General features: G+C 71.3%; 19 protein-coding genes, 1 tRNA gene and 1 pseudogene. 8 read left to right on the top strand and 13 right to left on the bottom strand.

Annotated elements, in window-relative coordinates:
- Positions 1–14: 14 nt before the first annotated feature.
- From ACFT41_RS01095 to ACFT41_RS01075, 5 genes are all read right to left on the bottom strand, one after another.
- Positions 15–1,199, bottom strand: a complete 1,185-nt coding sequence (locus ACFT41_RS01095) for a M20 family metallopeptidase (protein ID WP_377584877.1) — start codon at positions 1,197–1,199, stop codon at positions 15–17.
- A 2-nt stretch (positions 1,200–1,201) separates the two neighbouring features.
- The gene (locus ACFT41_RS01090; protein ID WP_377584874.1) at positions 1,202–1,909 is read right to left on the bottom strand and encodes an XRE family transcriptional regulator; all 708 of its coding nucleotides are present in this window, start codon (positions 1,907–1,909) and stop codon (positions 1,202–1,204) included.
- A 103-nt stretch (positions 1,910–2,012) separates the two neighbouring features.
- Positions 2,013–2,672 carry a hypothetical protein gene (locus ACFT41_RS01085; protein WP_377584872.1) on the bottom strand — a complete coding sequence of 220 codons (660 nt, stop codon included), beginning with the start codon at positions 2,670–2,672 and terminating at the stop codon, positions 2,013–2,015.
- 216 nt (positions 2,673–2,888) lie between these two features.
- Entirely contained in the window at positions 2,889–4,706 is a 1,818-nt protein-coding gene (locus ACFT41_RS01080) for an exonuclease domain-containing protein (protein WP_377584870.1), read from the bottom strand.
- A gap of 77 nt (positions 4,707–4,783) precedes the next feature.
- Positions 4,784–6,154: a DUF4041 domain-containing protein gene (locus ACFT41_RS01075; RefSeq protein WP_377584868.1), complete on the bottom strand. Its 1,371-nt coding sequence runs from the start codon at positions 6,152–6,154 to the stop codon at positions 4,784–4,786.
- 596 nt (positions 6,155–6,750) lie between these two features.
- On the opposite strand from ACFT41_RS01075, the gene ACFT41_RS01070 reads away from it, so the two are divergent.
- Positions 6,751–6,960: a hypothetical protein gene (locus ACFT41_RS01070; RefSeq protein WP_377584865.1), complete on the top strand. Its 210-nt coding sequence runs from the start codon at positions 6,751–6,753 to the stop codon at positions 6,958–6,960.
- 964 nt (positions 6,961–7,924) lie between these two features.
- A complete protein-coding gene (locus ACFT41_RS01065; protein ID WP_377584862.1) occupies positions 7,925–9,181 on the top strand; it encodes a DUF6880 family protein in 1,257 nt (418 codons plus the stop codon).
- A 375-nt stretch (positions 9,182–9,556) separates the two neighbouring features.
- Here ACFT41_RS01065 and ACFT41_RS01060 read toward each other — a convergent pair whose 3' ends face one another.
- Together ACFT41_RS01060 and ACFT41_RS01055 are read right to left on the bottom strand one after the other, a co-directional pair.
- Positions 9,557–10,498, bottom strand: a complete 942-nt coding sequence (locus ACFT41_RS01060) for a hypothetical protein (protein WP_377584859.1) — start codon at positions 10,496–10,498, stop codon at positions 9,557–9,559.
- A 61-nt stretch (positions 10,499–10,559) separates the two neighbouring features.
- On the bottom strand, positions 10,560–12,284 hold the full coding sequence (locus ACFT41_RS01055; RefSeq protein ID WP_377584857.1) for a hypothetical protein: 1,725 nt from the start codon (positions 12,282–12,284) through the stop codon (positions 10,560–10,562).
- 349 nt (positions 12,285–12,633) lie between these two features.
- On the opposite strand from ACFT41_RS01055, the gene ACFT41_RS01050 reads away from it, so the two are divergent.
- The gene (locus ACFT41_RS01050; protein WP_377584855.1) at positions 12,634–12,768 is read left to right on the top strand and encodes a hypothetical protein; all 135 of its coding nucleotides are present in this window, start codon (positions 12,634–12,636) and stop codon (positions 12,766–12,768) included.
- A gap of 134 nt (positions 12,769–12,902) precedes the next feature.
- Here ACFT41_RS01050 and ACFT41_RS01045 read toward each other — a convergent pair whose 3' ends face one another.
- Together ACFT41_RS01045 and ACFT41_RS01040 are read right to left on the bottom strand one after the other, a co-directional pair.
- A complete protein-coding gene (locus ACFT41_RS01045; RefSeq protein WP_377584926.1) occupies positions 12,903–13,469 on the bottom strand; it encodes a Tn3 family transposase in 567 nt (188 codons plus the stop codon).
- Positions 13,466–14,350, bottom strand: coding sequence for an SRPBCC family protein (locus tag ACFT41_RS01040; RefSeq protein ID WP_377584853.1), 885 nt, complete (start codon positions 14,348–14,350; stop codon positions 13,466–13,468). The genes ACFT41_RS01045 and ACFT41_RS01040 overlap by 4 nt, the downstream gene beginning before the upstream one ends.
- An 89-nt stretch (positions 14,351–14,439) precedes the next feature.
- Between ACFT41_RS01040 and ACFT41_RS01035 the strand changes: the two genes are divergently transcribed.
- Positions 14,440–15,099: a winged helix-turn-helix transcriptional regulator gene (locus ACFT41_RS01035; protein WP_377584849.1), complete on the top strand. Its 660-nt coding sequence runs from the start codon at positions 14,440–14,442 to the stop codon at positions 15,097–15,099.
- Between the two features lie 204 nt (positions 15,100–15,303).
- Here the strand turns inward: ACFT41_RS01035 and ACFT41_RS01030 are convergent, their stop codons facing one another.
- The 4 genes from ACFT41_RS01030 to ACFT41_RS01015 all read right to left on the bottom strand — a co-directional run bounded on the left by ACFT41_RS01030 (position 15,304) and on the right by ACFT41_RS01015 (position 17,111).
- On the bottom strand, positions 15,304–15,426 hold the full coding sequence (locus ACFT41_RS01030; protein WP_377584846.1) for a hypothetical protein: 123 nt from the start codon (positions 15,424–15,426) through the stop codon (positions 15,304–15,306).
- A gap of 271 nt (positions 15,427–15,697) precedes the next feature.
- Positions 15,698–16,432 (bottom strand): hypothetical protein, encoded by a 735-nt coding sequence (locus ACFT41_RS01025; RefSeq protein WP_377584844.1) that lies wholly within the window; start codon positions 16,430–16,432, stop codon positions 15,698–15,700.
- Positions 16,429–16,728 carry an AbrB/MazE/SpoVT family DNA-binding domain-containing protein gene (locus tag ACFT41_RS01020; RefSeq protein WP_377584841.1) on the bottom strand — a complete coding sequence of 100 codons (300 nt, stop codon included), beginning with the start codon at positions 16,726–16,728 and terminating at the stop codon, positions 16,429–16,431. The genes ACFT41_RS01025 and ACFT41_RS01020 overlap by 4 nt, the downstream gene beginning before the upstream one ends.
- 299 nt (positions 16,729–17,027) lie before the next feature.
- A tRNA-Leu gene (locus ACFT41_RS01015) sits at positions 17,028–17,111 on the bottom strand.
- A gap of 180 nt (positions 17,112–17,291) precedes the next feature.
- Here ACFT41_RS01015 and ACFT41_RS01010 point away from each other — a divergent pair.
- The 4 genes and pseudogenes from ACFT41_RS01010 to ACFT41_RS00995 form a co-directional block, all read left to right on the top strand.
- Positions 17,292–17,519 (top strand): annotated as a pseudogene (locus ACFT41_RS01010) (hypothetical protein); the annotation flags it as partial.
- Between the two features lie 1,629 nt (positions 17,520–19,148).
- The gene (locus ACFT41_RS01005) at positions 19,149–19,658 is read left to right on the top strand and encodes a fibronectin type III domain-containing protein (RefSeq protein WP_377584923.1); all 510 of its coding nucleotides are present in this window, start codon (positions 19,149–19,151) and stop codon (positions 19,656–19,658) included.
- Positions 19,659–19,812: 154 nt separating this feature from the next.
- Positions 19,813–22,446 carry a fibronectin type III domain-containing protein gene (locus tag ACFT41_RS01000; protein WP_377584839.1) on the top strand — a complete coding sequence of 878 codons (2,634 nt, stop codon included), beginning with the start codon at positions 19,813–19,815 and terminating at the stop codon, positions 22,444–22,446.
- Positions 22,447–22,473: 27 nt separating this feature from the next.
- On the top strand, positions 22,474–23,487 hold the full coding sequence (locus ACFT41_RS00995; RefSeq protein ID WP_377584837.1) for an AAA family ATPase: 1,014 nt from the start codon (positions 22,474–22,476) through the stop codon (positions 23,485–23,487).
- Positions 23,488–23,497: the final 10 nt, after the last annotated feature.

The following is a 23,497-nucleotide window of genomic DNA, read 5'->3' as shown; positions in this document are numbered from 1 at the left end:
CACGTCGATGCAGGTCAGCGTGGTGCGAGCAGACGGAGCAGTGTCCGATGGTAGACAGCCTGGACGGGCGGTACGGACGCGAGGCGGATCCGCTCGTTCGTGGCGTGCAGTCCTTCGTAGTCCACGCCGAATCCCGCCGTGGCCGGGACGCCGATGCCGGCGAGGTAGTTGCCGATGTTCGACGGGCCCGCGATCTTCAGCACCGGGGCGAGCCCGTAGAGCGCGGCCGACTCGACCAGTTCGTTCACCATCGGCACCGTCGGCGGCAGCGCGTACGGAGGCCACCTGGTGGTGATCTCGACGTGTGTGGGTGAGGTGTCCGGCCACCCGTGGTCGACCGCCTTCACGCACTCCCGCAGCAGTGCCTCACCGGCGCGGTCGTCCATCGCGGGGGTGAGCCGCACGTCGACGTTGAGGGTGCACAGGTCGGGGACGACCGAGTACCCCTCACCGCCGCTGACGGCGGTCACGGTCAGTTTGGGCGACAGAGGGAACCCGGCGACGGTCCCCGGCAGCGCCACGGCCTCCAGGTGCTGGATGAGCGCTGCGGCCTTCGCGATCGCGTTGGGCGTCGGGCGTCTGGCACCGGAATGGCTGGAGACCCCGTGCACGTGCAGGCGGGCCCGCAGGACGCCGCGGCCACCCACGACGATGTGGTCGCCTCCCGGGTAGCCGATCATCACGCCGTCGACGGGGCCCGCCTGTCGGAAGTAGGTCTTCGCCCCGCCGAAGACGCCGGTGTGCTCATCGACGTCGAACAGCAGCACCACCGAGCCGTGCAGCTGGTCGGCGGCTGCGCGCAGGTGCGCCCCGATGTGCGAGAAGATCGCCACGGCAGCCTTGGAGTCGGCGCCGCCCCGCCCGTGCAGCCAACCGTCCTCGATGACGGCCGAGGACGGCGGGTGCGTCCAGGCGGCCTCGTCCCCGAACGGAGCCGTGTCGAGGCACGCGTCGAGCACGTACCGCGGCCCGGGCTGCCCGCCGGCGATCTCCACCACCAGCGCGACGATGTCTCCGCCGGCACCGTGCAGCTGACGTGCCGACAACCCGCGCTCACCGAGCCACCGCTGGAGGAAGCCCAGCACCGGGCCGTACGGGTCGATGCCACCCCGGCTGGGGATGCGGACCAGGTCCCTGGTCAGAGCGGTCACGGAGTCGTGATCATCCTGGGCAGCCAGCCACACCGGATCCTCGTTCACGGTCACTCCCGCTCTCGCAGCACTTCCAACGCGCGGACGTCGTCAACCGTCTCGATGCGCCGAGCGGCAGCGTACGCCTGCCGCCCGTGGTCGAGCAGCCGCGAGGCCGGGCCCGGGCCGAGGAGCACGGCCGAGTCGAACGCCTCATGGGAGGTGAGCGACGGTATGGGCACCACCGCGGCCCGCTCGCTGGCGATGAAGAACCGCTCGGGCGCCCACGGATCCTCCTCGACGGCCAGGTGGAGCGTCTTCACACCCAGGCTGCGATCCTGCGGGTCACGCAGCTCCAACAGCCGGACCAGGTGCTGCTTGAGCACCCGGTAGTGCGGGGGGCCGTGAAGAACCCGGTAGAGGACGAGCGCCGGATTGGCGACGAGGGCAGCTTCGATCGCCTCCAGATAGCTGCCGTTGCGGGACCGGGAGCCGGTGACGATCAGACACTCCCGGGCCTCCCCGACGACCGTGAGCATGGCCGGGTAGAGGTCCCCGTACCGGGCGAGCAGGCGGGGAGCGTCGTCGGAATCGTCCAGCCGCTGGTCCTGGTGGGCGAAGAGTTCGTCCACGCTCTTGCCGTAAATCGCACACAGGGTCTTGCGGTGGGCATGACTGGTCGTGTGGCGACCCAGCTCCCACCCGCTGACCATCGTCGGGGTGACACCGGAGTGGCCACCGGCGGTCCGTCGGTCTATCGCCTCCACGACGTTCTCCAACGTCCATCCCCGCCCCAGACGGGCACGGCGCAGCGGCGACGGTTCTCGAGTGGAACGACGAGCGATGACCTCCACCTCCCGGTGGTCGACGGTCAGGCAGGCGCTACCGGCCCCGGACGGTCATCTCCCGGACCGGCGACTCGGCCGTGGCCTTCTCGCAGACGCTCAACAGCTCAGGATGGTTCCGCAACTTCACATATCCCTGCGGCGGGTGGAACTCACCAAGCTCCGCCTTGAGCTGAGCGATCGGCACACCCGGATACTCCGACACACGCTCGATCGGAATGGCGAAGGCCTGCTCCAGATCCCGGACGTACTCCAACACCGACGCGCCGTTACCGACGCGGGCCCGCTCCGCGATCGCCGCGATCCGCTGCGGTGTGTCGACGACGGCCGGAGCGAGATCGATGACCGGGCCGAGGCGGGCAACCGGAGCATTCAGATACACGTACCAGCGCACCGGCCGGCCGCTGACAAACCGCCGCCGGAACTCATGCGTCTTCTCACCCGCCCAGATCAGGTCGTAGTAGACCGCGTGCAGCGACATCAACACCGGCTCACGGCTATCGGACAGGAAACCGTCGTCGCCGAAGAGACTCGGCTGTTCGGATGCCGGGAAAAGACTCATGGTCACCCGATCCATACTGCGGTCCATGGCGGCCCAGGCGTGGTTCCGCCCTGGCACGGTGTGTCGCCGACCTTCCACTTCCAGCGCCAGCCGGGCCGCGCCGTACCCCGCATCGACGTCGACCGACGCGGCCAAGACGATCGTAGCGGTCCAGCTGTCGCCCCCGCAGGCCCGGGCATCTGCCCGACCGCACGTCTGCTTGTGCCCATCAAAGGTTGCTGCTGACCGGGGGCAGCTCCCGGGTCACTGCCACAGCCGGTGACGGCAAGGGGGACGTGCGGGCGAACCCCGCGAGGGCACCGTGAGGCAACTTCACTCAGGCACGTCACGGGTCATGGACGGTGGTGGCGGCTACGCGTGGACCGTGGCCTGGCGCTGTCTGAGTCGCTCGAGAAGCCGAGCCGGTGTGGCCCCGGGAGCATGTCTCTGTCGGGCGAATCGTTCGAGCACGGCGACTTCGGCCGCGGGGTCGCCCAGGCCGGCGAAGATGATGGCGGCCCTCTCGTAGTACCAGGGAGCCACCCCGTGTCCGCTGATGCGTGCGTCGTTCTCCACCGCGTCGATGCACCGGACGGTCAGGAGCAGCGCCGCGTGAACATCGGTCTTCTGCATCGTCGTGATCTGGTCGGTGAGGGCCTGCGGCTGCTGGCCGTCGACCAGGCCGTCCGTCGTGGGCGCACACCACAGCGGTAGGCCGGTGCTGTCCGACCAGGTGCGGCCGTCTCCGGCGCTGGCCCGCTCGGTCCAGCCCCTGCCGTCCCAGAAGCGGTAGGTCCACCGCCCGGACGGGTCCAGGTACCAGCCGGCGACGACCTGCGGTCTGCGTGGGGTGGGCGCGGACACCGCGGCGGCCGGTGTCGGCTCGGCGCGGGACTCGTGCTGTTCCGCGCCCATCGCGGCGGATCCGGGCTGGTGGGGTGCCGGGGAAGGCGTGGCGGTGGTCCCCAGCATGTCGTCGAGGGTCAGGTCGGCGCGGATCGGTATGGCGAGTTCGCGTGCTCGCGCGACCTTCGCGTCGTCCTGGTCCGCGGCGGCGACGACGGCGGCGACGACGTTGCGGGTCAGGTTCGACGCCAGGACGAAACCGGCCTGGGTGAGGCGGTCACGGGCATCAGCGGACACGGACTGGCTGCACCAGACGCGTTGTCCCTTCTGCTTGACCGCCCGGGTTCGGTGCGTGGTTTCCGCCTCGGGCGCGGTGAGGTCTGCGAAGTAGTCCGGTTCTCCGAGAAGTCGGGCGGCCGTGACGAGTTGCTGGTACTCGGTGCTGGTCAGGATGTCGTCGGCGAGCGCGGCGTCGCGCAGTCCGTCGAGGTAGCGGTGGTGCAGGTCGCGTACCTGTTGGGCGCCCATGCCGGACTGCCCGGCCAGTCGGGCCAGTGCCTTGGCCTCGACGCCGGTCAGCTTGCCGTCGCTGAGGGCACCCCCTACGGCTTCGAGGTACGCCTCGGCGGACGCCGGGTCGGTGTCGCTGGTGGAGTAGGGCAACTTGCCGAGTAGCGACTGGATCCACCCGTCCGTGCCCTTGCGTAGGCCGGTTGCCCGGGTGCGGGGCCGGGCGTGGCGGGGGTACCGAGGCAGTGGTACAGGAGCGGACGGAAACCGGAGGGCGGGCGCATCCGCCAGGAGCCGGGTGAGGAGTTGGGCGGTCGCCCGGGTGTCACCGAGAGCGGTGTGGGCGTCGTGCAGTTCGATGCCGTACGCGGCGCAGCAGGAGACGAGCTGGAAGTTCGGCGCGGCCAGGACCTGTCGGGCCAACCGCAGGGTGCACACCGCCGGCAGGGGCGCGGTGTCGATGCCGGCGCGGGCGAACTCCTGGGCGATGAAGCCCTCCTCGAAGCGGGCGTTGTGCGCCACCGCCACGGCACCGTCGAGTCTGGACAGGATGTCCCCCGCCACGTCGGTGAAGGTCGGCGCTCCGGACAGCATGTCGGCCGTGATGTGGTGGACGAAGGTCGGGCCGGGGTCGCGGCCGGCGTCGATGAGGGTGGCCCACTCGTCGACCACCCGGCCTCCCTCGACGCGGACCAGGGCGATCTCCACGATCCGGTCGGACCTCGACGACAGCCCGGTGGTCTCCACGTCCACCACCACGAACGGCGCCTCGCCCAGGTCGACACCTCGGCTTCCGCCTGCTGACCCGAAGGCGAACAATCCGACCGACGACATACGTACCTCTCCAACTCGACGATTCTGCTGGCCCGACTAGCCCGCACCGGTCCCGGCTGTCCACTGTCCCGACAACGTCAGGCGCTCGCGCCCGCTTGCTCCTGCGCCTGGGTGAGGCTCTGTCGGTACTCCAGGGCCTCCGGGACCTCCTCGTACTGCAGCAGGCTGCCGGTCAACGCCAGCAGGTGCGCCTTGGCCTCTTCCGGGGTGGCGTAGAAGAACTCGCGGCGGTGGTTGACCAGGTTGACCCGCCGGTCGGCCAGCCGTGCGTGCATCTGCGCCTCGATGCCGACCGCGTCTTCGGAGAAGAACAGGGCGTGGACGTCGAAGTTGAAGGGCACCGAGGCGTCGCTGAGTTCCCGCACCCGGTCCAGCGGGTCCAGCCGGCGGGTCATGCCGACCTTGACCATCTTCTCGCCGAAAGCGCCGAGGTTGGAGATCACGTAAACGTATCCGGCCCGCACGTTCGCGGCCCGGTGATCGACGTCCTGGATCGCGGTGTCGATCTGGGCCAGCCGGTCCTGCAGCTGGGCGACGCCGTCGGCATCGCCCTTGGCCTGCAGAGCGGCCAGGGCGTTGGCGTAGTGCTGGCGTTCCTTGTCGAGCCGGGCGCGTTCGCGTTCGATCTCCTGCTGCGCGCGTCGCTCCTCGCGCAGCCGGGCCTTCTCCTCCCGCTCCCGCTCCTTCTCCTCGGCCAGCTTCTCCTGGTAGTCGGCGGTGAGCTCCAACTCCTTGATTCGCAGCCGGTGGTAGTCCTCGGCGATCCGGATCTGCATCGTCTTGCCGAGTTTGGCGATCGTGGCTGCCACCTTCCCCAGCCGGTCGACCGCCGAGTCGAGCTTGTACGGCTTCAACCCGCGTACGAGGTTGTCCGCCTCGGCGTTGTAGGCGCGGAGCATCAGCTTGGAGAAGTCCCGGACCATCGCCCGGCCCTCCGTGACCGAGCCGTTGACCGTCCATCCGGTGGCGGCCTTGACCGCGCCCCCGTCCTTCCTGGCCATGGCCTTGATCTGGTCCTGAATCCGGCTGAGCTGGCTCTGGTAGGCAACCGCGTCCGACAGAGGGTGCCGGTACTGGTAGACGCCAGCCTCCTGCAGCAGCGCGGTCTCCTCGGTGACCACGATCTGCTGCCGAACCCCACGAAGGCGACGGTCGAGCTCGGCCTTCTGCGCTTTGCCCTTCGCCGTCAGGTCGGCGAGCTCACGACTGAGCCTGTCCCGCTGCTGTTCCAACTCCATCACCGACAGCATGCCCAGGCGCGACATCTCCGCCCGCAGCCCCGCCAGCTCGGCGCGCGCCTGCTCCAACTCGGCGCGCAGCCGCGAACCCTCCGCGGCCAGTTCACGCGCCTTGCCCCGGGCACCGAACAAGGGAATGTCCGGATCACTGACGCTGCGCTGGTGCGGGACGACGACAGGAGCACCGGCAGTCTGCGGAGCTGCCGTCATGGGCGCCACCGGAGCCGGAGCCGGAGTGTCCGGAAGCCACAACTGCCAGCCCGGCGGAGGAGGGCCCCAGGCGGGATCCGGTGTCCAACCCGACGGCGGCACCCACCCGGCAGGAGGCGTCGGCCAGTTCGGCGGTGCGTTGAAGCGGTATCCCATTGCTCTCCCCAGGCATCACAACAGCCCGACGAAACTAGCGCCGCAGCCCACGGGCGGACATCGACGACTCAGACCGGCAGTTCAGCCGTCCAGACGGCCACGAATACCCAAACGAGGAGTTCAGTCCAGTTTCCGACAAAAGCGAGCATTGCTGCGGAACGGGCAGGCCAGCAAAGAACACGTGGGCAGCCCTCCTACCGCATGCACCGATGACCGGTCCTGTCAGAGGCTGACAGAAAGAACGGGGGTTCGATCGACCTGACAGCCGAGATCTGAGCGGTGCATGTCATCCACGGCATGCCCGCCCGGTGGGGACCATTCCTTCCGGCCGGGCCCGTGGTCCGGCACGACTGGCGCGGCGTACTGACACCGCTATCCCTTCACCTTCGGTAAGGGAGGAGCGCCCCACCGGACCACATCCCCTTCGCCCGGTCCCCACCGTGGCGGCCCGCACAGTCTTGTGGAGGGTCGCGACGCACACCACTCTCGCTGTCCTGTCCGACCTCGCCGCCGCGGCCGAGCCGTTGGCGGCGAACAGCATCAGCCAGGTCATCTCCAACATTACCGACGGGATCATGGGCATCATCGCGCTCGTCGCGACGATGTTCCTGGTCATCGGTGGCCTGCGGTACATGGCGGCCGGGGGGTAACCCGGCCCAGGTCGAGCAGGCCAAGGGCAACTTCAAGTCGGCCCTGTCGAGGCGGTATCCGGCTGCCAACCCAACGCCCGCAGGATGGTCTGCTCGGCAACCCGGCCGCAGCCGGACGGGACAGCCATCCCCAACAGAAGCTCAGTGGCATCGACGACCGCCGGAAGCTGAACCCGGGCGGGTACCTGCATCGGAAAGGACGGGCAGGCAGGGCAGCAGGAACAAGCTGCTCACCGCTCAGGACAGGAGGTCGTGTCATGGCGGTGGCCACAGAAAGACGATGTCGTGGGTCTCGTCGTTCCCGAGGGCCGGGCGCGATCAACGGTCAACGAGGTCTGATCAATCGATCGCAGCGTGGTTCCGTCAGAGGGTAACGGTAGTGTCCCCGGCGTGCTACAACCTGCTACTGACGTCGGTTTCGCTCAACGCGTGAAAGCGCTGGCGTGTACGGCGCCGCTTCATGATCTCGACAGTCGCAAGTCTCAGGTCCAGTCGGCGGACGCAGCAGCACGGCGCGGGGCTCGAAGCGTACGGGGATTCCGATGTTCTGCACCCGGCGTCACTCGTCCTGCGGCAGATGTGCGACGAGTCCGCATTCACCGTAGTCATGCATGCACAGAATGTATCGTCGAGGGCTTCAACCGGCACCAGCAGCGCCTGTTGGGGTTCGAGCACCTCGACGGCTGACGCCTCGAAACCGGCCTTGACCTGGAGTGTTGGGCATGAGCTTGTGTCGGGATTGACACGAACCGATGCCAACTTGGATTGGGCCTGATTGGCGTCATCCCACTCAGCTGAGCTCAGCCTACTGGACTGGAGCGGGGCTCGAGCCGTCGGCCCGAGCCCCGCCTCGAACCCAGGAAGGACTTCTCGACGGTGATCGCTGGCAGGTCGGTTGACCTCGCGGCTGTGTCAGGTCGCTCAGCCCACCGGGGTGGCCCTGCGTGTCTGGTGTGATGTACCGGTGGGGGTGCAGGGCGACAGCGAGTTGACGGTGCTGGTGGATCGGTTGCGGCGGGATCGTCGCCGTGACCCGTACTCGGGCCGGGACGCCTACTCGCGCACGGCCCGGGAGGTCGCCGACCGCTGCGAGGAGTTGATCGAGGCGGGTGAGGCGTCGGTCGCGGTGCCGGTGCTGCGCACGGCGGTCGATCGGATGACGTACGCCCTGATGTACATGGACAGCTCCTCTGGCGTGCTCGGCAACGACCTCGCGTACCTGATGGAGGTCTGCGCCCGGGCGTGTCGGGCCGCGCCGCCGCGGCCGGCAGGGTTGGCGGCGTGGCTGGTGAAGCTGGTGTACGACGGCCCGGGCTGGCCGGACGTGGTGCTGCGCGAGTGGGCGCCAGCGCTGGGGCCGAAGGGCCTCGCCGAGGTCACGCGGTTGGTCGACGAACGTGCCGCCGCCGGGACCGAGCCCGATGACTGGCATCGGCAATGGGCGGCGCGGTACCTGCGGGAGCAGATCGCCGAGGTCTCCGGCGACACCGACCGCTACGTACAGGTCCTGGCGGAGCATCTGGTCAGCGCCGCCCAGTACGGGCGGATCGTCACGGTCTTGGCGCAGGCGCAGCGCCCCGCCGAGGCGATCGACCGGGCCCGCCGCGGACTCGCCGCTCACCCGTCGGGTCATCAGTCGGTGGCGCTACGGGACCTGCTCGTCCGGCTGTTGATCGAGACCGGTGAACCGGAGGCGGCGATGGCCGAGCGCCGGACGGCGTTCGACGTCCAACCGACGATCGACAACTTCCGGTCACTGCTGGCCACGGTGGCCGACACCGACCGGGACGCCGCGCACACCGAGGCGGCGTTGACGGTGGTACGCGAGCGTGCCACAAGGCAGGCGGGATATCTGCCCCATCTGATCGACGTGCTGATCCTCGCCGGTCGTGACGACGAGGCCTGGCACACCGGGCTCGCGCGCTGGGACGAAGTTCCTGCCCGGCAGCGCGTCGAACTGGTCGAGTTGCGGCGGCGCACTCACCCGGCCGAGGTACGCGAGCCCTACCAGGCGCTCATCGACGCCCAACTGCTCGACTCCCACGACAAACGCCGCTACGACAAGGCGATCACGCTGCTGTCCCGGCTGCGCGAGGCGTACGAGGCCACCGGCGAGAGCACCCGATTCGAGGCGTACCTGGAGACGTTACGCGCAGAACACCGCCGCCGGCCGACGTTCCTGACCAAGCTCGACGCCGCCCGCTTCCAGTCCGGCCGATAGGGTATGCCGGTGGCGGTCCGCATCGACGTAGAAGCCTTTCGTGATTCGATCCCCACCGCCGTGGGTGAGACCGTATTTGACCATGTGAATGGGATCAGGGGCGGTCATCCCGAATGCCTTTCTCGGATGCGGACCAGGTGTCGACAGCGCCACATCCTAAGTAGATCGACGCGTTGTCGCGAACAGACGCGCTATGGCGAAACCGTCAAGGGTGGTGGAGGACCCAGGCGGGCAGCATGGCCTGTGCCGGCGTCAGCCGCTCCATCAAGGCGGGGGGGGGAACTCACAAAGCCAGTCAGACTTCGAGTCACACCCACTGCTGCCAGCCATCAGCTCACCACTACTGAACCGACCCCGCCATGCTCACAGTCAGCGTTATCGTCGTGTATCGCCGAGCAGTTCGAGGTCGGTGCGGTACCAGGTCTCGCCGATGATGGCGTGGAGTTCCGGGCCGCGGCAGAAGGTGCGGGCGCGGCGTATCTCCATGCCGTCGGGCAGGACGAGTCGGGTCTGCTCACCGGCGGCGGTCACCGTTGCGGCTTCGGTCTGGAACGGGGCCACCAGGTCGTACTCGGGTCCGTAGCCCGAGATGAACGCACCGGTGGCGCCGTTGGTCAGCAGGGCGTGGGCGCCGCGGAACGGAGCTCGGCCGTGGTCGGTCGGTGTGTCGGCGGTGACGGAGACAAGGTGGAACGGGGTGTAGGCGCAGGTCCATGCTGTCTCCTCGGCCAGGTTGAGGGCGTAGCAGTCGAAGATCTCCGGCATCGCGGGTCGCTGCGGGTAGAGCCAGTCGGGTTCGAGGGCCGCGGTGAAGCGGGCGAGGCCATGTGTCTGGGGTCCGCTGCCGGCCATGGCCTCGTCGAAGTAGCCGGCCCAGACAGCGCCGGCGGGGGTGGTCAGCACGTGCTCGATCGCGTCGCCGAGGTCACCCTGGCGTTCGCGATGCCCGCCGCAGGTCCAGACCTCGGCATTGGCGCCCCCATGGTTTCGGGCCCGTACGAGCAGGATGCGGTCGCCGGGCAGCGGCTGCACGAAACTGGGTCGGATGCATCCGTCGAGTTGCACGGACTGGACCGGCTGTCGGCTGCCGTCGTGGATGGTGACCAGACGCCGTCCGGGTTGCTCTCGGCTGGCCCAGACGGCGAGAGCGCGGTGGTCCGGGCCCACACCGACCGTCTCGGGTGTCCGCTCCCACTGCGGGTCGGTCCGGTGCGGGGTCAGGTAGCCGGCGTGGCGCAACGGTACGGCGGGGAGCCGGAGGACTTCCAGCCGGCGACGCCGGCTTTCCTGTTCACGCTCACGTCTGGTCTTGGGCACAGCGATGTTCCTCCTGATCGTTGCACGGGTCGGTTCGTCTTGACGGCCCTGCGGTGGCCGGTCAGATGGGGGCGGCGGTGATCTGGGCGCGGGTGGCCAGGGCGTGCTGCAGCAGGTGTTCGTCGGCGCGCATCTCCGCGTCGGCGTCGCCCAGGTACACCGCGGCGCGGTGCCGGGAGGTGATCAGACGATCGAGTACGGGGATCACCGGCCGGGCGTGCGGGCCCATCGCGGCGAGGGCCTTCATGGCCGGTGGCGCGAACGCGTCATCGTCGAGGTACTGGGGAAGCGTGCTCAATAGCGTGGGAGCGGCTGGCGGGCCGTGGTGACGCCAGTAGGCGATCGCCGAGCTGGCCTGCATCCGCCCCCGCTGGGTGAACAGGTGGTTCAACTGCCGGACCTGCCGATCCGTGAGGCCACCGTGCTGGGCCAGCCAGTCGAACAGGTCCGGGGCGATGCGACACCGGCGCGGCCGTGCCGGGCGGGCGTCAAGGTAGTCGTCCGCGATGCGCCGGTCCCCCGTGATCGTGAGCAACGCGCGAACGGCAAGATCCGCCGCCGCATCGCTCGAGACGGCGTACCGGCGCAGAAGCGGCACCGCCGGCGCGGCCGCCGCGCCGATCGCTGCGAGCGTACCCACCACCGGCCGGGCCTCGGGCAGGACACCGCGCTGCATCGCGTCGGCGAGCCGGGCAGCCAGATCGGGCACCGCGTCCGCCGCGTGCGGGCCAAGCGCTGACAGCAGACGCACCGCTACGCGGGCGGGACACCTGTGCCAGTGCGGTTCCTCGCGGCAGGGCTCGGGATGGCCGGCCAGCACCTGCCGCGCTGCCTGGACCAGGCCCGCCGGATCCGGTGACACCGCCGCCACCGTGGCGAGCGCGTCACCGAGCCGAGAAGGCGGATCGTCGGCGCCCAGTAGACGCAGCAGCTCCGGAACCGCGCGAGAATCCCCGACGCAGCCCCGAGCTACCGCGACCTCCGCCGACACGGCCGGCTCGACCAGCATCCGCGTGAGCTGATCAGCGACCAGACGCGTAGCGGTCAACGAAGCGCACACCACGCCGACAGCCTCGGTCCGCACCGCCGAGGCCCGTTGCGTGAACACGGCCGACAGCACCGGTGCCAGCCGGTCCGGAGCAGCCCGCCACGTCCGCATCGCCTCCGCCGCGATCGCCAGGCCCGATTGACGAACGCCCTCTTCCTCACCCGCGCGAACCAACTGCGCCACGGCGGCGTAAGCGTCCTGCTCCCGATCCCTACGCCGCAGGACGATCGCCCACCACTCGCCCGCACGCCACGAGATCCATCCGCCTTCCCCACCGAGTGCCTCGGCAGCCGGCGCCAGGTCCCAGCGAACGGCGGCGTCCAGCCTCGGCCAATCGGTCGGGTCGGCCGTCAGCAAGCCGGCGCAGGCACCGAGGAAACGCACCGCCGGATGGTCGTCGCGCCGCATCCGATCGACCAGGTCGACCCACCGGTGGCCGTGGTCGCCCCGCTGCAGCATCCGAAGCCACAACGCCTCCGCCAACGCCGTGCGCAAGACCGGATCAGACGACCCGAACAGCAGCAGAGTCCCCTCGTCCGCGCCGGCCGCCGCCACGAACAACCAGGCCGCCGCACGCCGTACCCGCTCATCGGGATCGCCGAGGGCAACCGCTGCGGCGTCAGCGGCTGCCGGCCACAGACCCTCCTGCGGACACAGATCAGCAAGGACCGCCAGAACCGTCAGCCGAACATCGGGAGAACCATCGGCAACGCGAGCTAGCAGATGGCGTACGACCACGCCACCACGGTCCAACTCGGCAGCCTCGAACACCCTCGACCGCGCAGGACCGTGCCTGGCGACATCACCCGCGGGCAGAGCATCGTCCAACCACGCCAGAGCCGCCGACCCACCCATCGGCGCCGGCGCGGTCATCGCATGGGGCGGAGGCCGCCCTTCACATCAGACACGACCCAGATCATGGAGCACCGCAGCAGGACACGCAACCGACTACCACCAGCTCCGGCCTTGAACTGAGATCTCCCCCTCCGCCGACCACCAGTTAGGCATCAACCTCGAACGCCGGGACGTAGCCGTTGCCGGTACCCAGGTCTTCATAGACGGCCGTCGGAGCAACCCTGTTCCAGCGGTGCCCGAGCAGCAATGCGAGGCCGCCTGGTCCGAGGAGGGGCCGACCTATGCGGTGCAGGTCGCCACCGACGCGGCGCTCACCGACCCGCAGCGTCCGTGGCGGCCGGAGCGGACGACGCCAGCCGCGCCGTGAGCATGTCCACCGTGGCCAGGAACTGACGCACCTGCTCGGCCGGCATCCCGGCGAACAGCTGCGCCGACCCCGCCCCATAGTCCGCGGCGAGCTGGCCGGTGACCGCGCCGTCGCCGCGCTGGCCCTCGGCTGACTCACCCCGCCGTGCCCAGCGGCTCGCTCAGCGGCTCGGCACGTAGAGCAAGGCGCTTGGCCATGTTCAGCTTCGCCTCCCCGTACGGGGCCACGTGAGTCCAGAACAGCGGCGTCAGTCCGCGCCGGTCCTCCGCCGTGAGCGCGCCCGCCCAGGCGGGTGCGGCGAGAACGTCCTGCACAAGCAACGTGTTGACGTAGGCGACGGCGGCCTGCAGGACGTGCAGGCACGCCACCGACAGTTCCTGCTCGTCGCGGCGGTTGGTGGCGATGTCACCGCCCTTGCCGTAGAACAGCACCTGGTTGCCGCCGTTCCAGCCCTCGGCCACGTTCAGCCCGTCGTGGATCTCGCGTTGCAGGTCCCGGTCGCGCAGGTACCGGGCCACGAAGGCCGTCTTCACGGCGCGGCCGACCTCCAGCATCGCCTGGTACGTGGGATGGGAGGCGGCGCGGGTGAAGCGGCGCAGGATCGCCTCGGTTGACGCGGTGACGGTGACGGCCGGCCGGTGACCGCCGGGCTCCGGCCTGACGGACGCGCGGGCCTGGGGGCGGGCGTGATGGCTGGTCAGGGCGTGGGGGTGGGTGCGGTGTTGAGGTGTTGTTGCCAGCCGGTGAAGATGCGGGCCAGCACGGGTCGGAACAGCGGGCGAAACACGATGGCGAACAGGCCGCCGCGGACGGTGGTGTGGGCTTGGTAGGTGAAGCGCATGGTGACGCGGCTGCCGTACGGGTACGGGTCGACTTGCCAGAGGCCGCGCATGGCGGTCAGGGGGTAGGGGTAGTCGCTGGTGTCGACGGTGACGGCGTAGCGGTGTCCGTCGTCGTACAGGGTGCAGGTTTCTTCCCAGCCGTTGCCGGTGGTGTTGGTGCAGCGGCGGCGTAAGGGCTGGCCGGGGGCGCTGATCACCTCGACGCTGGACAGGTTGGGGGCGAGTCGGCCGTAGAGGTCGTGGTCGCTCAGCAGTGGCCAGACCCGGTCCGGTGCGGCGGGCAGAATCCGCTCGGCCTCGACGGTCTCCAGGTCCGCCAAGGGGTCGTCGGTGCGGACGGCGCGCAGGCCGAGGGCCTGCCATCCGGCGAGGAGCCCGACGACGGCGGCGACGGTCACGGCGGCCACCGTGGTGCGCGTCGGGAGGTCTGCGACGGCCAGCGTGGTGGCGGTGGCCGCGACCCAGGCCACGTCTGCGGCGATGACCGGCAGGGTTTGGCGGCGTAGCGGGGTGACGGGTTGTACCGCGACGCGAGCGACCCCGGCGGCGAAGACCGTCAGGGCGGCGCCGACCAGTGGCGGCAGCCAGCGGGGGCCCAGGTGCCATCCGGTCAGTGCCCATCCGGCACCGACCAGTGCCAGGCCGCAGACCGTGGAGAACACGGCGTTGGTGCGCAGTGCCGCCCGCAGGTGGCGGGTGGACGGGTGCAGGCCGAGGGTGTGGCCGGGGTCGATCGACATCGTCGGGCTCCTGTCTGCCGGTGGTGGGATCCCACCCTAGAGTCATGTGCTTTATTTTTTCAACTGTACAGTTGAGATATGCTAGCTGGGTGGGGAAGAGTTTCGACATGTACTGTGCGGTCGCCCGCGCCTTGGAGGTGGTCGGTGATCGCTGGACGCTGCTCGTGGTCCGGGAGTTGCTGACCGGGCCCAAGCGCTACGCCGACCTGCGGGCCGGGCTGCCCGGCATCGCGACCAACCTGCTGGCCGAACGGCTACGCGGCCTGCAACAGGCGGACCTGGTGCGCCAGCGCACCTTGGCGCCCCCGGCGGCCTCGACCGTCTACGAACTGACCGACCGGGGCCGGGCCCTGCAGCCGGTCCTGCAAGCCCTGGGCGTCTGGGGGCTGCAGCTGCTCGGGCCGCCCCGCGACGGCGAACAGTTCCGCCTGGCCTGGCTCATGATCGCCCTCGACGCCCGCTATCAGCCCGCCGCCTGCCCGCAGCCGGTCACCGTCGCGTTGCACGTCGATGACGAGACCCTCACCGTCACCGCCGACGGCCGGCAGCACACCATCAGCGACGGTGCGCCCGCGGACGCCGACATCAGCGTCACCGCCGATCGGCCCACGTTCCTGGCCTGGGCCATCGGCCGGCTCAGCGACGCCGAGGCCTTGGCCGCCGGCATGGATGTCACCGGCGGCGCCGCCGGTCTGCACCGGCTACGGCGTATGTACCCCGCCGCCGAACCATCCACGAGCGGCGACTGACAAGCCGGGAAAGGGTCCAGCACTGGCCGCGGAGCCGACCGCCGGGTCCTGCCCCAGTCTGCGTGCACCCGCTACGCCCAGCCGGCCCGGCGTGTACTGGCACCCCGACACAAGCCGACCCACCGCCATCAGGACAGCGACCCCGGTCCGCGCCGCCGGACGCCGCGCCGCGCAGGGCTCCGGCGAACGCGATGAGCCCACCGATCAGCACGGGGATTGCCAGGCGCCGATCCGGTCGGCGAGTGCGCCGGTTCTGCTCAGGTCGCTGGTGGTCATGGCCGATGGGCTGGGGGTGTTGAGATGGATCAGTGGGTTGATGCCGGACATCCGGCTCTCGCCGGAGACGGAGGCAGGTCGGCGTGTTGCGCCAGGAGGCCGCCGCAGCCCGTGCGCTGGCGGCCGGCGCCGACCGCGACGTCGCCGACTACCGGTCCGAGCTGCGGGGCCACACCCGCACGCTGGGCGCGCGCTGCGGGAGACCCAGCTTGAGCAGGGGCGGGCGATCACCGGGCTCGGCGAGAAGGTCGACCAACTGACGGGACGGTCGGCCACATCCGCGACCAGCACGGCGCGAGCCTGACCGAGATCGTGGGACTGCTCAACCAACTGGTCGACCGTGACGGCGGGCAGGAATAGGCTCACCCGAACGCAGCGCAGCCCGCCGACATCCCGTGGTCGGCGGGCGGATCTCGTTGAGCTCGGCCTGCTGAACGACGTTCAGGTTGCGCGAGTCCTCGTACCGGCCTTGGACCACTTGTAGGTGCGCTTGGAGGATGTTGATCCGGTGGGTGGCCTCGTTCAGCTCGTGTTCCTGCTCGGTGGCGCGGGTAGTGAGGTTGCCGGCCGCCCGTAGCGCCGTGCGCAGGTCGTCGGCCATCTGCTTCGCTTGCCGCGGGGCCTGGTCACGTGCCCGGTTGGCTTCGCATGCGGCGGCTCGCAGGGAGCGCACCTCTTCGTCGTCAACGCTGCTGCTGGCCGGGGCGGGGGAACCAGCAGGCGGCACCTGGCCACGGGCCGCCCGCCCGCCACGGGCGTTACGCCGGGCCACCACATGCTTCTTGACGTACTCCGCCAACTGCTCGATCTCCGACGGGGACGGCTCGTCCAACCGTCGTCGTCCCCAGTGCTCCACGACCCGGTTCCAGTACGAGCCGTACGCCCGCCTCGTGCCCGCAGTGACCGCCGCCGACACGACCGGAACGTACTCGGCGAACGTCGGCGCCGGCGGACGCACGGACGCCGCCTCGACAAGATCAGCCGGCGAGATGCCCATCCGCGCCAACAACAACCGCGCCGCATCCAACTCGGCCCGCCCCGCCGCGCTGTCACTCATGCGCCGTCACCACCGAGGACCGCCACGTGGGCCTGGGCGATCATCGCGTCCAACGCAGCCGGCGGATGCACCACAAGCCGGGAGCAGTCCGGCTCGGCCACCAGGAACACCCGGTCACCGGCGGCCAGCCCACACCACTGCCGCACCACGGCCGGCAACCGCAGGCGCCCCTCCCTGGTCACGGCGAACACACCCCGCTCGTCGGCAGCCACGATGACCAGCCCGCGATGTTCCCGGATGCCGAGGCGACGGCCCGGAGCCCAGCCCAGAGCCCTCATCACCGTCCGGTCGGCCATCCGTCCATGACAATCCAGCGTCACCAGGCCATAGACCGTACGCGCAACGCGGCGGGGAGCCGCGAGCCTCGCCAGCGGCAGAGGCGGCCGCCTGGCGGCTCCAGTGGATGATCTTCCACTACCAGCACCCACCTGGCCGGGCAGAACCACAGCCGGAATGACAGCAGAAGCAGCGACAGTGCTCACGATGCCCACCGCCCCGTGAGCGGGGCCACCAGGGGCTTACAGAGAGTAAGCGAGGGTGGTTGAAGCCACTCAACCACCGCTCCGCACAACGTCGCACGAATGCTACGCGGGAGTGTCCGAGGGGGGACTTGAACCCCCACGCCCTATACGGGCACTAGCACCTCAAGCTAGCGCGTCTGCCATTCCGCCACCCGGACCTGCTCGTTCAGCCTACCGTGTCGGTCAGAGGTGGTTTCGCCGCCTGCTGGCCGCCCCGGTGGGCCGCACGGGGGCTTACTTTACACGGCCCGCGTGGATCATGCACATCACCTTCCCGCCGTGCTGTCCGCCCAGCCCAGAGGGGGTGGCGACCGGACTCGGAGCGCCTTGGGACGATCATGGTCGGCCGGGCGGGTGGCGTCGGGACACCTTCTCCGGGCAGCATGACTGACGTGTCACAGCCCTCTCCCCTGGCCGCGCTCCAGCACCGGGCGCTCGCCCTGCGCGCCGCCGGCGACATCGCGGGTGCGTGCCGGCTGCTGGCCGACGCGATCGACCCGCTCCGGGCCAGCTTCGGCGAGGATCATCCGGAGGTCCTGGGCACCTCCCACCTGCTGGCCCGGTTGCACCGGGAGGCCGACGACCCGGCGGCCGCGCGGCGCGTACTGGAGGAGGCCCTCGCGGCCGGCGAGCGCCGGTGGCATCCCGCGGACCCGCTGATGCTCGCGTTCTCCTTCGACCTCGCCTCGGTCGCCGAGGAGCTGGGAAATCGACACGAGGCCCGCCGCCGCTACTCCCGGGTGGCCGACGCCGGTCCCGCAGTGCTCGGCGCGGACCATCCGGCGGTGCAGGCAGCCCGGCACTACCTCGGAGGCGCGGGGGCGGGCACGACGCCGCCCGGTCCTCCCACGCCGCGCCGATCGACTACGCCCCTGGTGCCGACGCCCCCACCCCCGCGTCAGCCACCGCCACCGCTGCCGGTGTCCGCCCCGCCGCAGCAACCGCCGCCTCCGCCCCGGATCCCGGCACCGTCCCGGTCGCCGGAGTCGACCGCGCCCGCCCCCACCCGGCATGCGCCGGAGCCATCGCATCCGACGACGATGCCGGGCGTACCGCCGGCGCCGCCGCAGGCGGCAGCGATGCCCACTCCCCGCACCGACGGGCCGCAGCCACAGCCGGTTTCGCCGTGGGCTCCCCAGGCGACGCCGCCGGCACCGCGGATCCCGGCTCCCCCGCGGTCCGGGTCCGGGGGGCAGGGCGGCTCGGTGCCGCATCCGCCGCCGGCGGCCGCGCACGACGGGCCGGTCGCACCGCGACGGCCGCAGCCGGCGGCGGCGTCGGACGCCGGTCCCGCGCCGGCCGTCGCGGCTTCGGCGTGGGCGCCGCAACCGGCGGTCGAGGACAGTCGCCCGGCACCCGCGCCGCCGGCTCCGACCCCGGCTGCCCCGGCCCGACCGCGCAGGGCCACAGCTGCCCCGCCGGGCCCGCGCGCGCCCGTCGAGCCGGGGCCGCAGCCGTCGCCACCGCCCGCTCCGGTGCACGGTTGGGACAAGCCGACAATTCAGGTACGGCAGATCGATCCCCTGCTGCGGGAGGTGGCCGCCCGGGAGGATGCCGCCCGAGAGGTGGCCCCCCGGGCGGCGACCGAACCGGGCGGCGACGCCTCCCCGGCCTCGGCGATCGGGGCGGGCCCTCCCCCGAGCGCTTCCCCGGTCAGCGGACCAACCGTGAGCATCACACCGGTCAGCAGCGCGCCTGTCAGCGGCACTCCGGTCAGCGGCGCACCCGTGCCGCCGTGGGGGATGACCGCACCGCCCTGGGGCAGGGGCTCGCCGCCACAACTGCTGGCTGAACCGGTCGGCGGGGAGCCCACCGCCCCGGCCGGAGCGGGCCATCCACCCGCCGAGGGCGCGGACCTGCCGTCCCTGGGGTCCGCTCCCGGGCGTCGTCCGTCCCCGGCCGAGCCCGGACCGGACGCCGCTACGGTGCCGCCCACCGCGCTACCGCCACCGCTGGCGTCACCTCAACCCCAGTCTCAGCCGCGGCTGCTCCAGGAACAGCCGAAGCCGATCGGCCAGGACCACGGGGCACCGCACCCGGACGCGCCTTCACCGGCACCCGACCCCCGACCGGCGACTCGGAGCCCTCAGACGTCCTGGCCCGAGTACGGGCCGGTCGAACACGGGCCGGTCCAACACGGGCGGGAGGGGCAGCGGGCGCAGAACGGGCCGGCGTGGCCCGAGCGGGGTGGCTGGGTGGCCGACGACGGTTACCCGTCGCGGCGCGAGGCGTGGCAGACGGCGTACACCCAGAAGGAGCAGGCCGGACGCGGCCGGGTGACGGTCGTCGTGGCCGTGGTGGTGGCCCTGGTCGTGCTCGTGGTCATGGTCGGCGTCGTGGTGCTGGTGCTCGGCCGCGGCGCGGCGCCGCCCCCGGAGGCGACGCCGCCGGCGGCGTCGGTCGGGCCTACGGTCGGCGGACCGCCGCCGGGTGACCTGAAGCTGCGCGACGACAGCAGCACGATCACCCTGACCTGGACGGACCCGTCGGCCGGCGCGGTGCCGTTCATGGTGGCCGGCGGTCGGGCCGGACTGAAGCTGGGGGTGATGGCCACGGTGGACCCGGGGCAGACCAGCTACACGGTGAACGGGCTGAACGCCCGGGTGGACTACTGTTTCACGGTGCTCGCGGTGTACTCGACGGACGCGTTCGCCACGTCGGGACAGGTCTGCACGGAGCGGGAACCGGGCGCGACGCCGCGTTGAGAACCCCGTTCCACAGCACACACGCTGGGTGTCCACGGCGGGACGGTGCGGGTTTCCCCTGTCTCAGGGTGGCCATATGATGGCACCCGGCTCACGGGAGGGTCGCCGGTGGACGGCACTCACCTGCCACGACGACACGGGGAGGCAGCCGCTTGTGGCCACCATCGACGACGCCGTGAGCACGGAACCGGGTGCTTCTCGCCGCCGACGCTGGCGCGGGGGCCTCGTCACCGTCGGCACGGTATCCGCGCTGCTGGCCGCGATGGGGCTCACCGTCCTCGGGTTGGGTGCCGCCGACAACGCGGTGGCCAACTACGACGCCAGCAGTTGGCTGTGGAGCGCGGCACGCAGCGAGCTGGCGCGGGTCAACGGCGTGACCGCGCGGGTGGACACCCGGGTGGAGGTGCCCGACTCCCGGCGGCACCCGGTCCAGGTCGTCCAGACCGACCGGCTGCTGGTCCTGCGTGACCTGAACACCGGGCAGGTCAGCTCGCTGGACCTGGCCACCCTCCAGATCACCGCCACCACCCGGACCACCCCCGGGTTGGGCGTCAACGTGGCGCTGCACGAGAATGCCGCGTTCGTGGTGGACGCCGTGCAGGGCATCGTCCGGCAGCTCGACCCGCGTTCGCTGGCCCCGGTGGGCGAGCCGGTGCGCTACCCGCCGGGCATCACCGGCGGGGCGTTCGACGGCGAGGGCCGGCTGTGGGTCGCCGTGCCGGCCGAGGGCACCGTCTCGGCGGTCACGGCGGCGGAGCTGCCGTCCGAGCCGGGCTCGGCCGCGCCGCCGGGCGGCGGCATCTCGCCGAAGAGGATCGAGACGTACGACGTCGCCGAGCCCAGCCACGAGCTGATGGTCTCCACGCTGGACGACGGCGTCGCGGTGCTCGACCGCACGGCCGGCGCGTTGGTGCGGGTGCAGCGCGGCGAGGTGGTCCGCACCCCGCTGACGATCGCCGGGCCGGGGGCGCTGCCGGCGCGGACGAGCGGGCCGAAGGTGCCGGTGACCGTCCCCGGCGAGCGGAAGGTGCACGTGATCGGTGCCGGCGGCGAGGAGCGGCAGTTCACCGTGCCGGGGCGGGGCGACACGCTCAGCCCGGCCGTGGCGTGGGCGGACCGCTTCTACTGCGCCGACGAGTCGACGGGCACCGTCTACTCCTTCGACGCTTCCGGCCAGCTCGTCGACACGATCGGCGGCAAGGGTTCCACCGGCCCGCTGGAGCTGGAGGTGCGGGAGAACCGGCTGTTCATCAACGCGCCGGACTCGTCGACCGCCCGGGTCGTCGACGACAAGCACCAGGTGCGCGAGGTCAACAAGTACGCCAACGACGTGCTCGGCGGCGACCCGCCGCCGGTGCCCCCGCCGCCGCCCCCGCCGAAGAAGCCCAAGGTGGGCAAGCCGAGCGCGCCGCGCAGCGTCACCGCGTCGGCCGGCAACGCGCGGGCCCGGGTGAGCTGGCGGCCGGCGGCCGCGAACGGCGCGGAGATCATCCGGTACGTGGTGGAGGGTGCCGGCGAGCGCCGCGAGGTGGGCGCCAACCAGCGGTCGGTGGAGGTCACGGGCCTGACCAACGGCGAGACGTACCGGTTCTCGGTGCACGCGGTCAACGCCAAGGGCGACGGGCCAGCGCGTTCCAGCAACCCGGTGACCCCGACGGCGGCGGTGCCGGACCCGCCGTCGGGCGTCACGGCCGAGGCGCGGCCCGACGGCACGGTGCTGGTGAAGTGGCCGGCCGCGAACGGCCAGGGCAACACCATCGCGAAGTACGCGGTGACGGCGACCTCGGCGGGTGCCAACGCCCCGGCCGGCGAGTCGACGAAGACGGAGCTGGTGGTGCCGGCCGGTGAGCTGGACTACGGCACGCAGTACGCGTTCACGGTCGTGTCGGTCAACGACAGGGGCGCCGGGTCGGCGGCGTCCCCGGTGAGCAACAGCGTGGTGCCGTTCGCCGCGCCCGGCGAGCCGGTCGGCCTGCGGGCGACGACGGTGGCGGACCGGCCGGGCACCGTCGCGGTGCAGTGGTCGCCGGCCGCGGCCAACGGCCGGCCGGTGACGAAGTACCTGGTGGACGTGGGTGGCCGCAGCAGCGAGGTGACCGACACCCGGGCCACCGTGGACGGCCTGGGCGACGGGCAGAGCGTCACGGTGACGGTGAAGGCGGTCAACGAGGCCGGTCCGGGCGCGGCGGCGACGGACACCGCCCGCACGGTGGCGCCGCCCCGGGTCACGGTCACCGGTTCGTCGGCGACGGCCACGGCGGTCACGGTCACCTTCACGGTGGACGCCGGGGGCGGGCAGGCCACCTGCACGGTCAGCGTCCCGGGCGAGAAGCCCGTCACCGCGCGCAACTGTGCCAGCGCCACCGTGCCGGGGCTGACGCCGGGCACGGCGTACACGGCGACGGTGACGGCGAGCAACGCCGCCGGCGACGGCACCGCGAAGCGGGCACAGAGCACGGATCCGCTGTACGGGATCGCGACGTGCAACAACGGGCCCGACGGCGACCAGCGGACGTACTGCGACAAGGATGTGGCCGGCCGCAACGGCAACGAGATCTTCTCTGTTCCCCGGCAGGACAACGACAAGCAGGTCGGCTGGGCCAGGCCCGGCACCCGCGTAGAGGCGTACTGCAAGCGGCAGGGCGAGAACGTCGACTCCTGGATCTACAACGGCCAGAAGCAGAGCACCTGGTGGGTGCGGGTGGAGTTCGAGGGGAAGAACTACATCCCGTGGGCCTGGCTCAACCTCGAAGGCGGCGACAACATCAACGTCCTGCCGACCTGCTGACCGCGCCACCAGGCAAGGAGCACCGCCGTGAACACCCACGAACCGCTCACCCAGCCGGAGGTCCAGGGCTTCGCGGCCCTTGCCGCCCGGTTGGCGGAGAACGTCAACTCGGTGGTGCTGGGCAAGCCGCAGGTGGTCCGGCTGGCGCTGACCGCGCTGTTCGCGCAGGGGCACGTGCTGCTGGAGGACGTGCCGGGGGTCGGCAAGACGACCCTGGCCCGGGCGGTCGCCGCGACGGTGAAGGGGCGGTGGCGGCGCATCCAGTTCACCCCGGACCTGCTTCCCTCGGACGTGTCCGGGGTGACCATCTTCAACCAGGCCACCCGGGGGTTCGAGTTCCACCCGGGGCCGGTGTTCGCCAACATCGTCATCGCTGACGAGATCAACCGGGCGTCGCCGAAGACCCAGTCGGCGCTGCTGGAGGTGATGGAGGAGCGCACGGTCACGGTGGACGGGGTCCGGCACCCGGTGCCGCAGCCGTTCCTGGTGGTGGCCACGCAGAACCCGGTGGAGATGGACGGCACGTACCGGCTGCCGGAGGCGCAGCTCGACCGGTTCCTGGTGAAGCTGTCCGTCGGGTATCCCGACGAGGCGGTCGAGGTGGAGGTGCTGCGCGGGGCGACGGTCCGCTCCCCCGAGGCGCTGCCGGCGATCACCGACACCGACACGGTCGGGGAGATGGTGCGGATGGCACAGCGGGTGCACATCGCCGAGCCGCTGTACGCGTACGCGGTCCGGCTGGCCGCCGCGACGCGCGGTCACCCGCAGGTGCGGGTGGGGGTGAGTCCCCGGGGGGTGATCGCGCTGACCCGGGCGGCGTGCGCGTACGCGTTGATCGACGGGCGGGGCTGGATCATGCCGGAGGACCTGAAGGCCCTCGCCGAGCCGGTGTTCGCGCACCGGCTGCTGCTCAGCTCCGACGCGCAGGTGCGCGGGGTGACCGCCGCCGAGGTGCTGCGTCAGGCGGTCGCCTCGGTGCCGGTGCCGCTGCCGTCGGGCCAGGTCGCCCCGGCTGCGGCCCCGACTCTGGTGCAGGGCTGAGGCGGCTGCG

Source organism: Micromonospora sp. NPDC057141 (assembly GCF_042670805.1).
In the GTDB taxonomy this organism is placed as follows: domain Bacteria; phylum Actinomycetota; class Actinomycetes; order Mycobacteriales; family Micromonosporaceae; genus Micromonospora.
Note: the sequence above shows the minus strand (reverse complement) of the source record. Positions and strands in the feature narration are given on the sequence as shown.

What these genes read in the sequence shown, in the direction of transcription:
- ACFT41_RS01080 (WP_377584870.1), bottom strand. Translation starts at nt 4,706, where the DNA reads ATGTCGTCGGTCGGATTGTTCGCCTTCGGGTCAGCAGGCGGAAGCCGA.
- ACFT41_RS01075 (WP_377584868.1), bottom strand. Translation starts at nt 6,154, where the DNA reads ATGACGGCAGCTCCGCAGACTGCCGGTGCTCCTGTCGTCGTCCCGCAC.
- ACFT41_RS01040 (WP_377584853.1), bottom strand. Translation starts at nt 14,350, where the DNA reads ATGTCGATCGACCCCGGCCACACCCTCGGCCTGCACCCGTCCACCCGC.
- ACFT41_RS01030 (WP_377584846.1), bottom strand. Translation starts at nt 15,426, where the DNA reads ATGTCCGGCATCAACCCACTGATCCATCTCAACACCCCCAGCCCATCG.
- ACFT41_RS01025 (WP_377584844.1), bottom strand. Translation starts at nt 16,432, where the DNA reads ATGAGTGACAGCGCGGCGGGGCGGGCCGAGTTGGATGCGGCGCGGTTG.
- ACFT41_RS01020 (WP_377584841.1), bottom strand. Translation starts at nt 16,728, where the DNA reads ATGGCCGACCGGACGGTGATGAGGGCTCTGGGCTGGGCTCCGGGCCGT.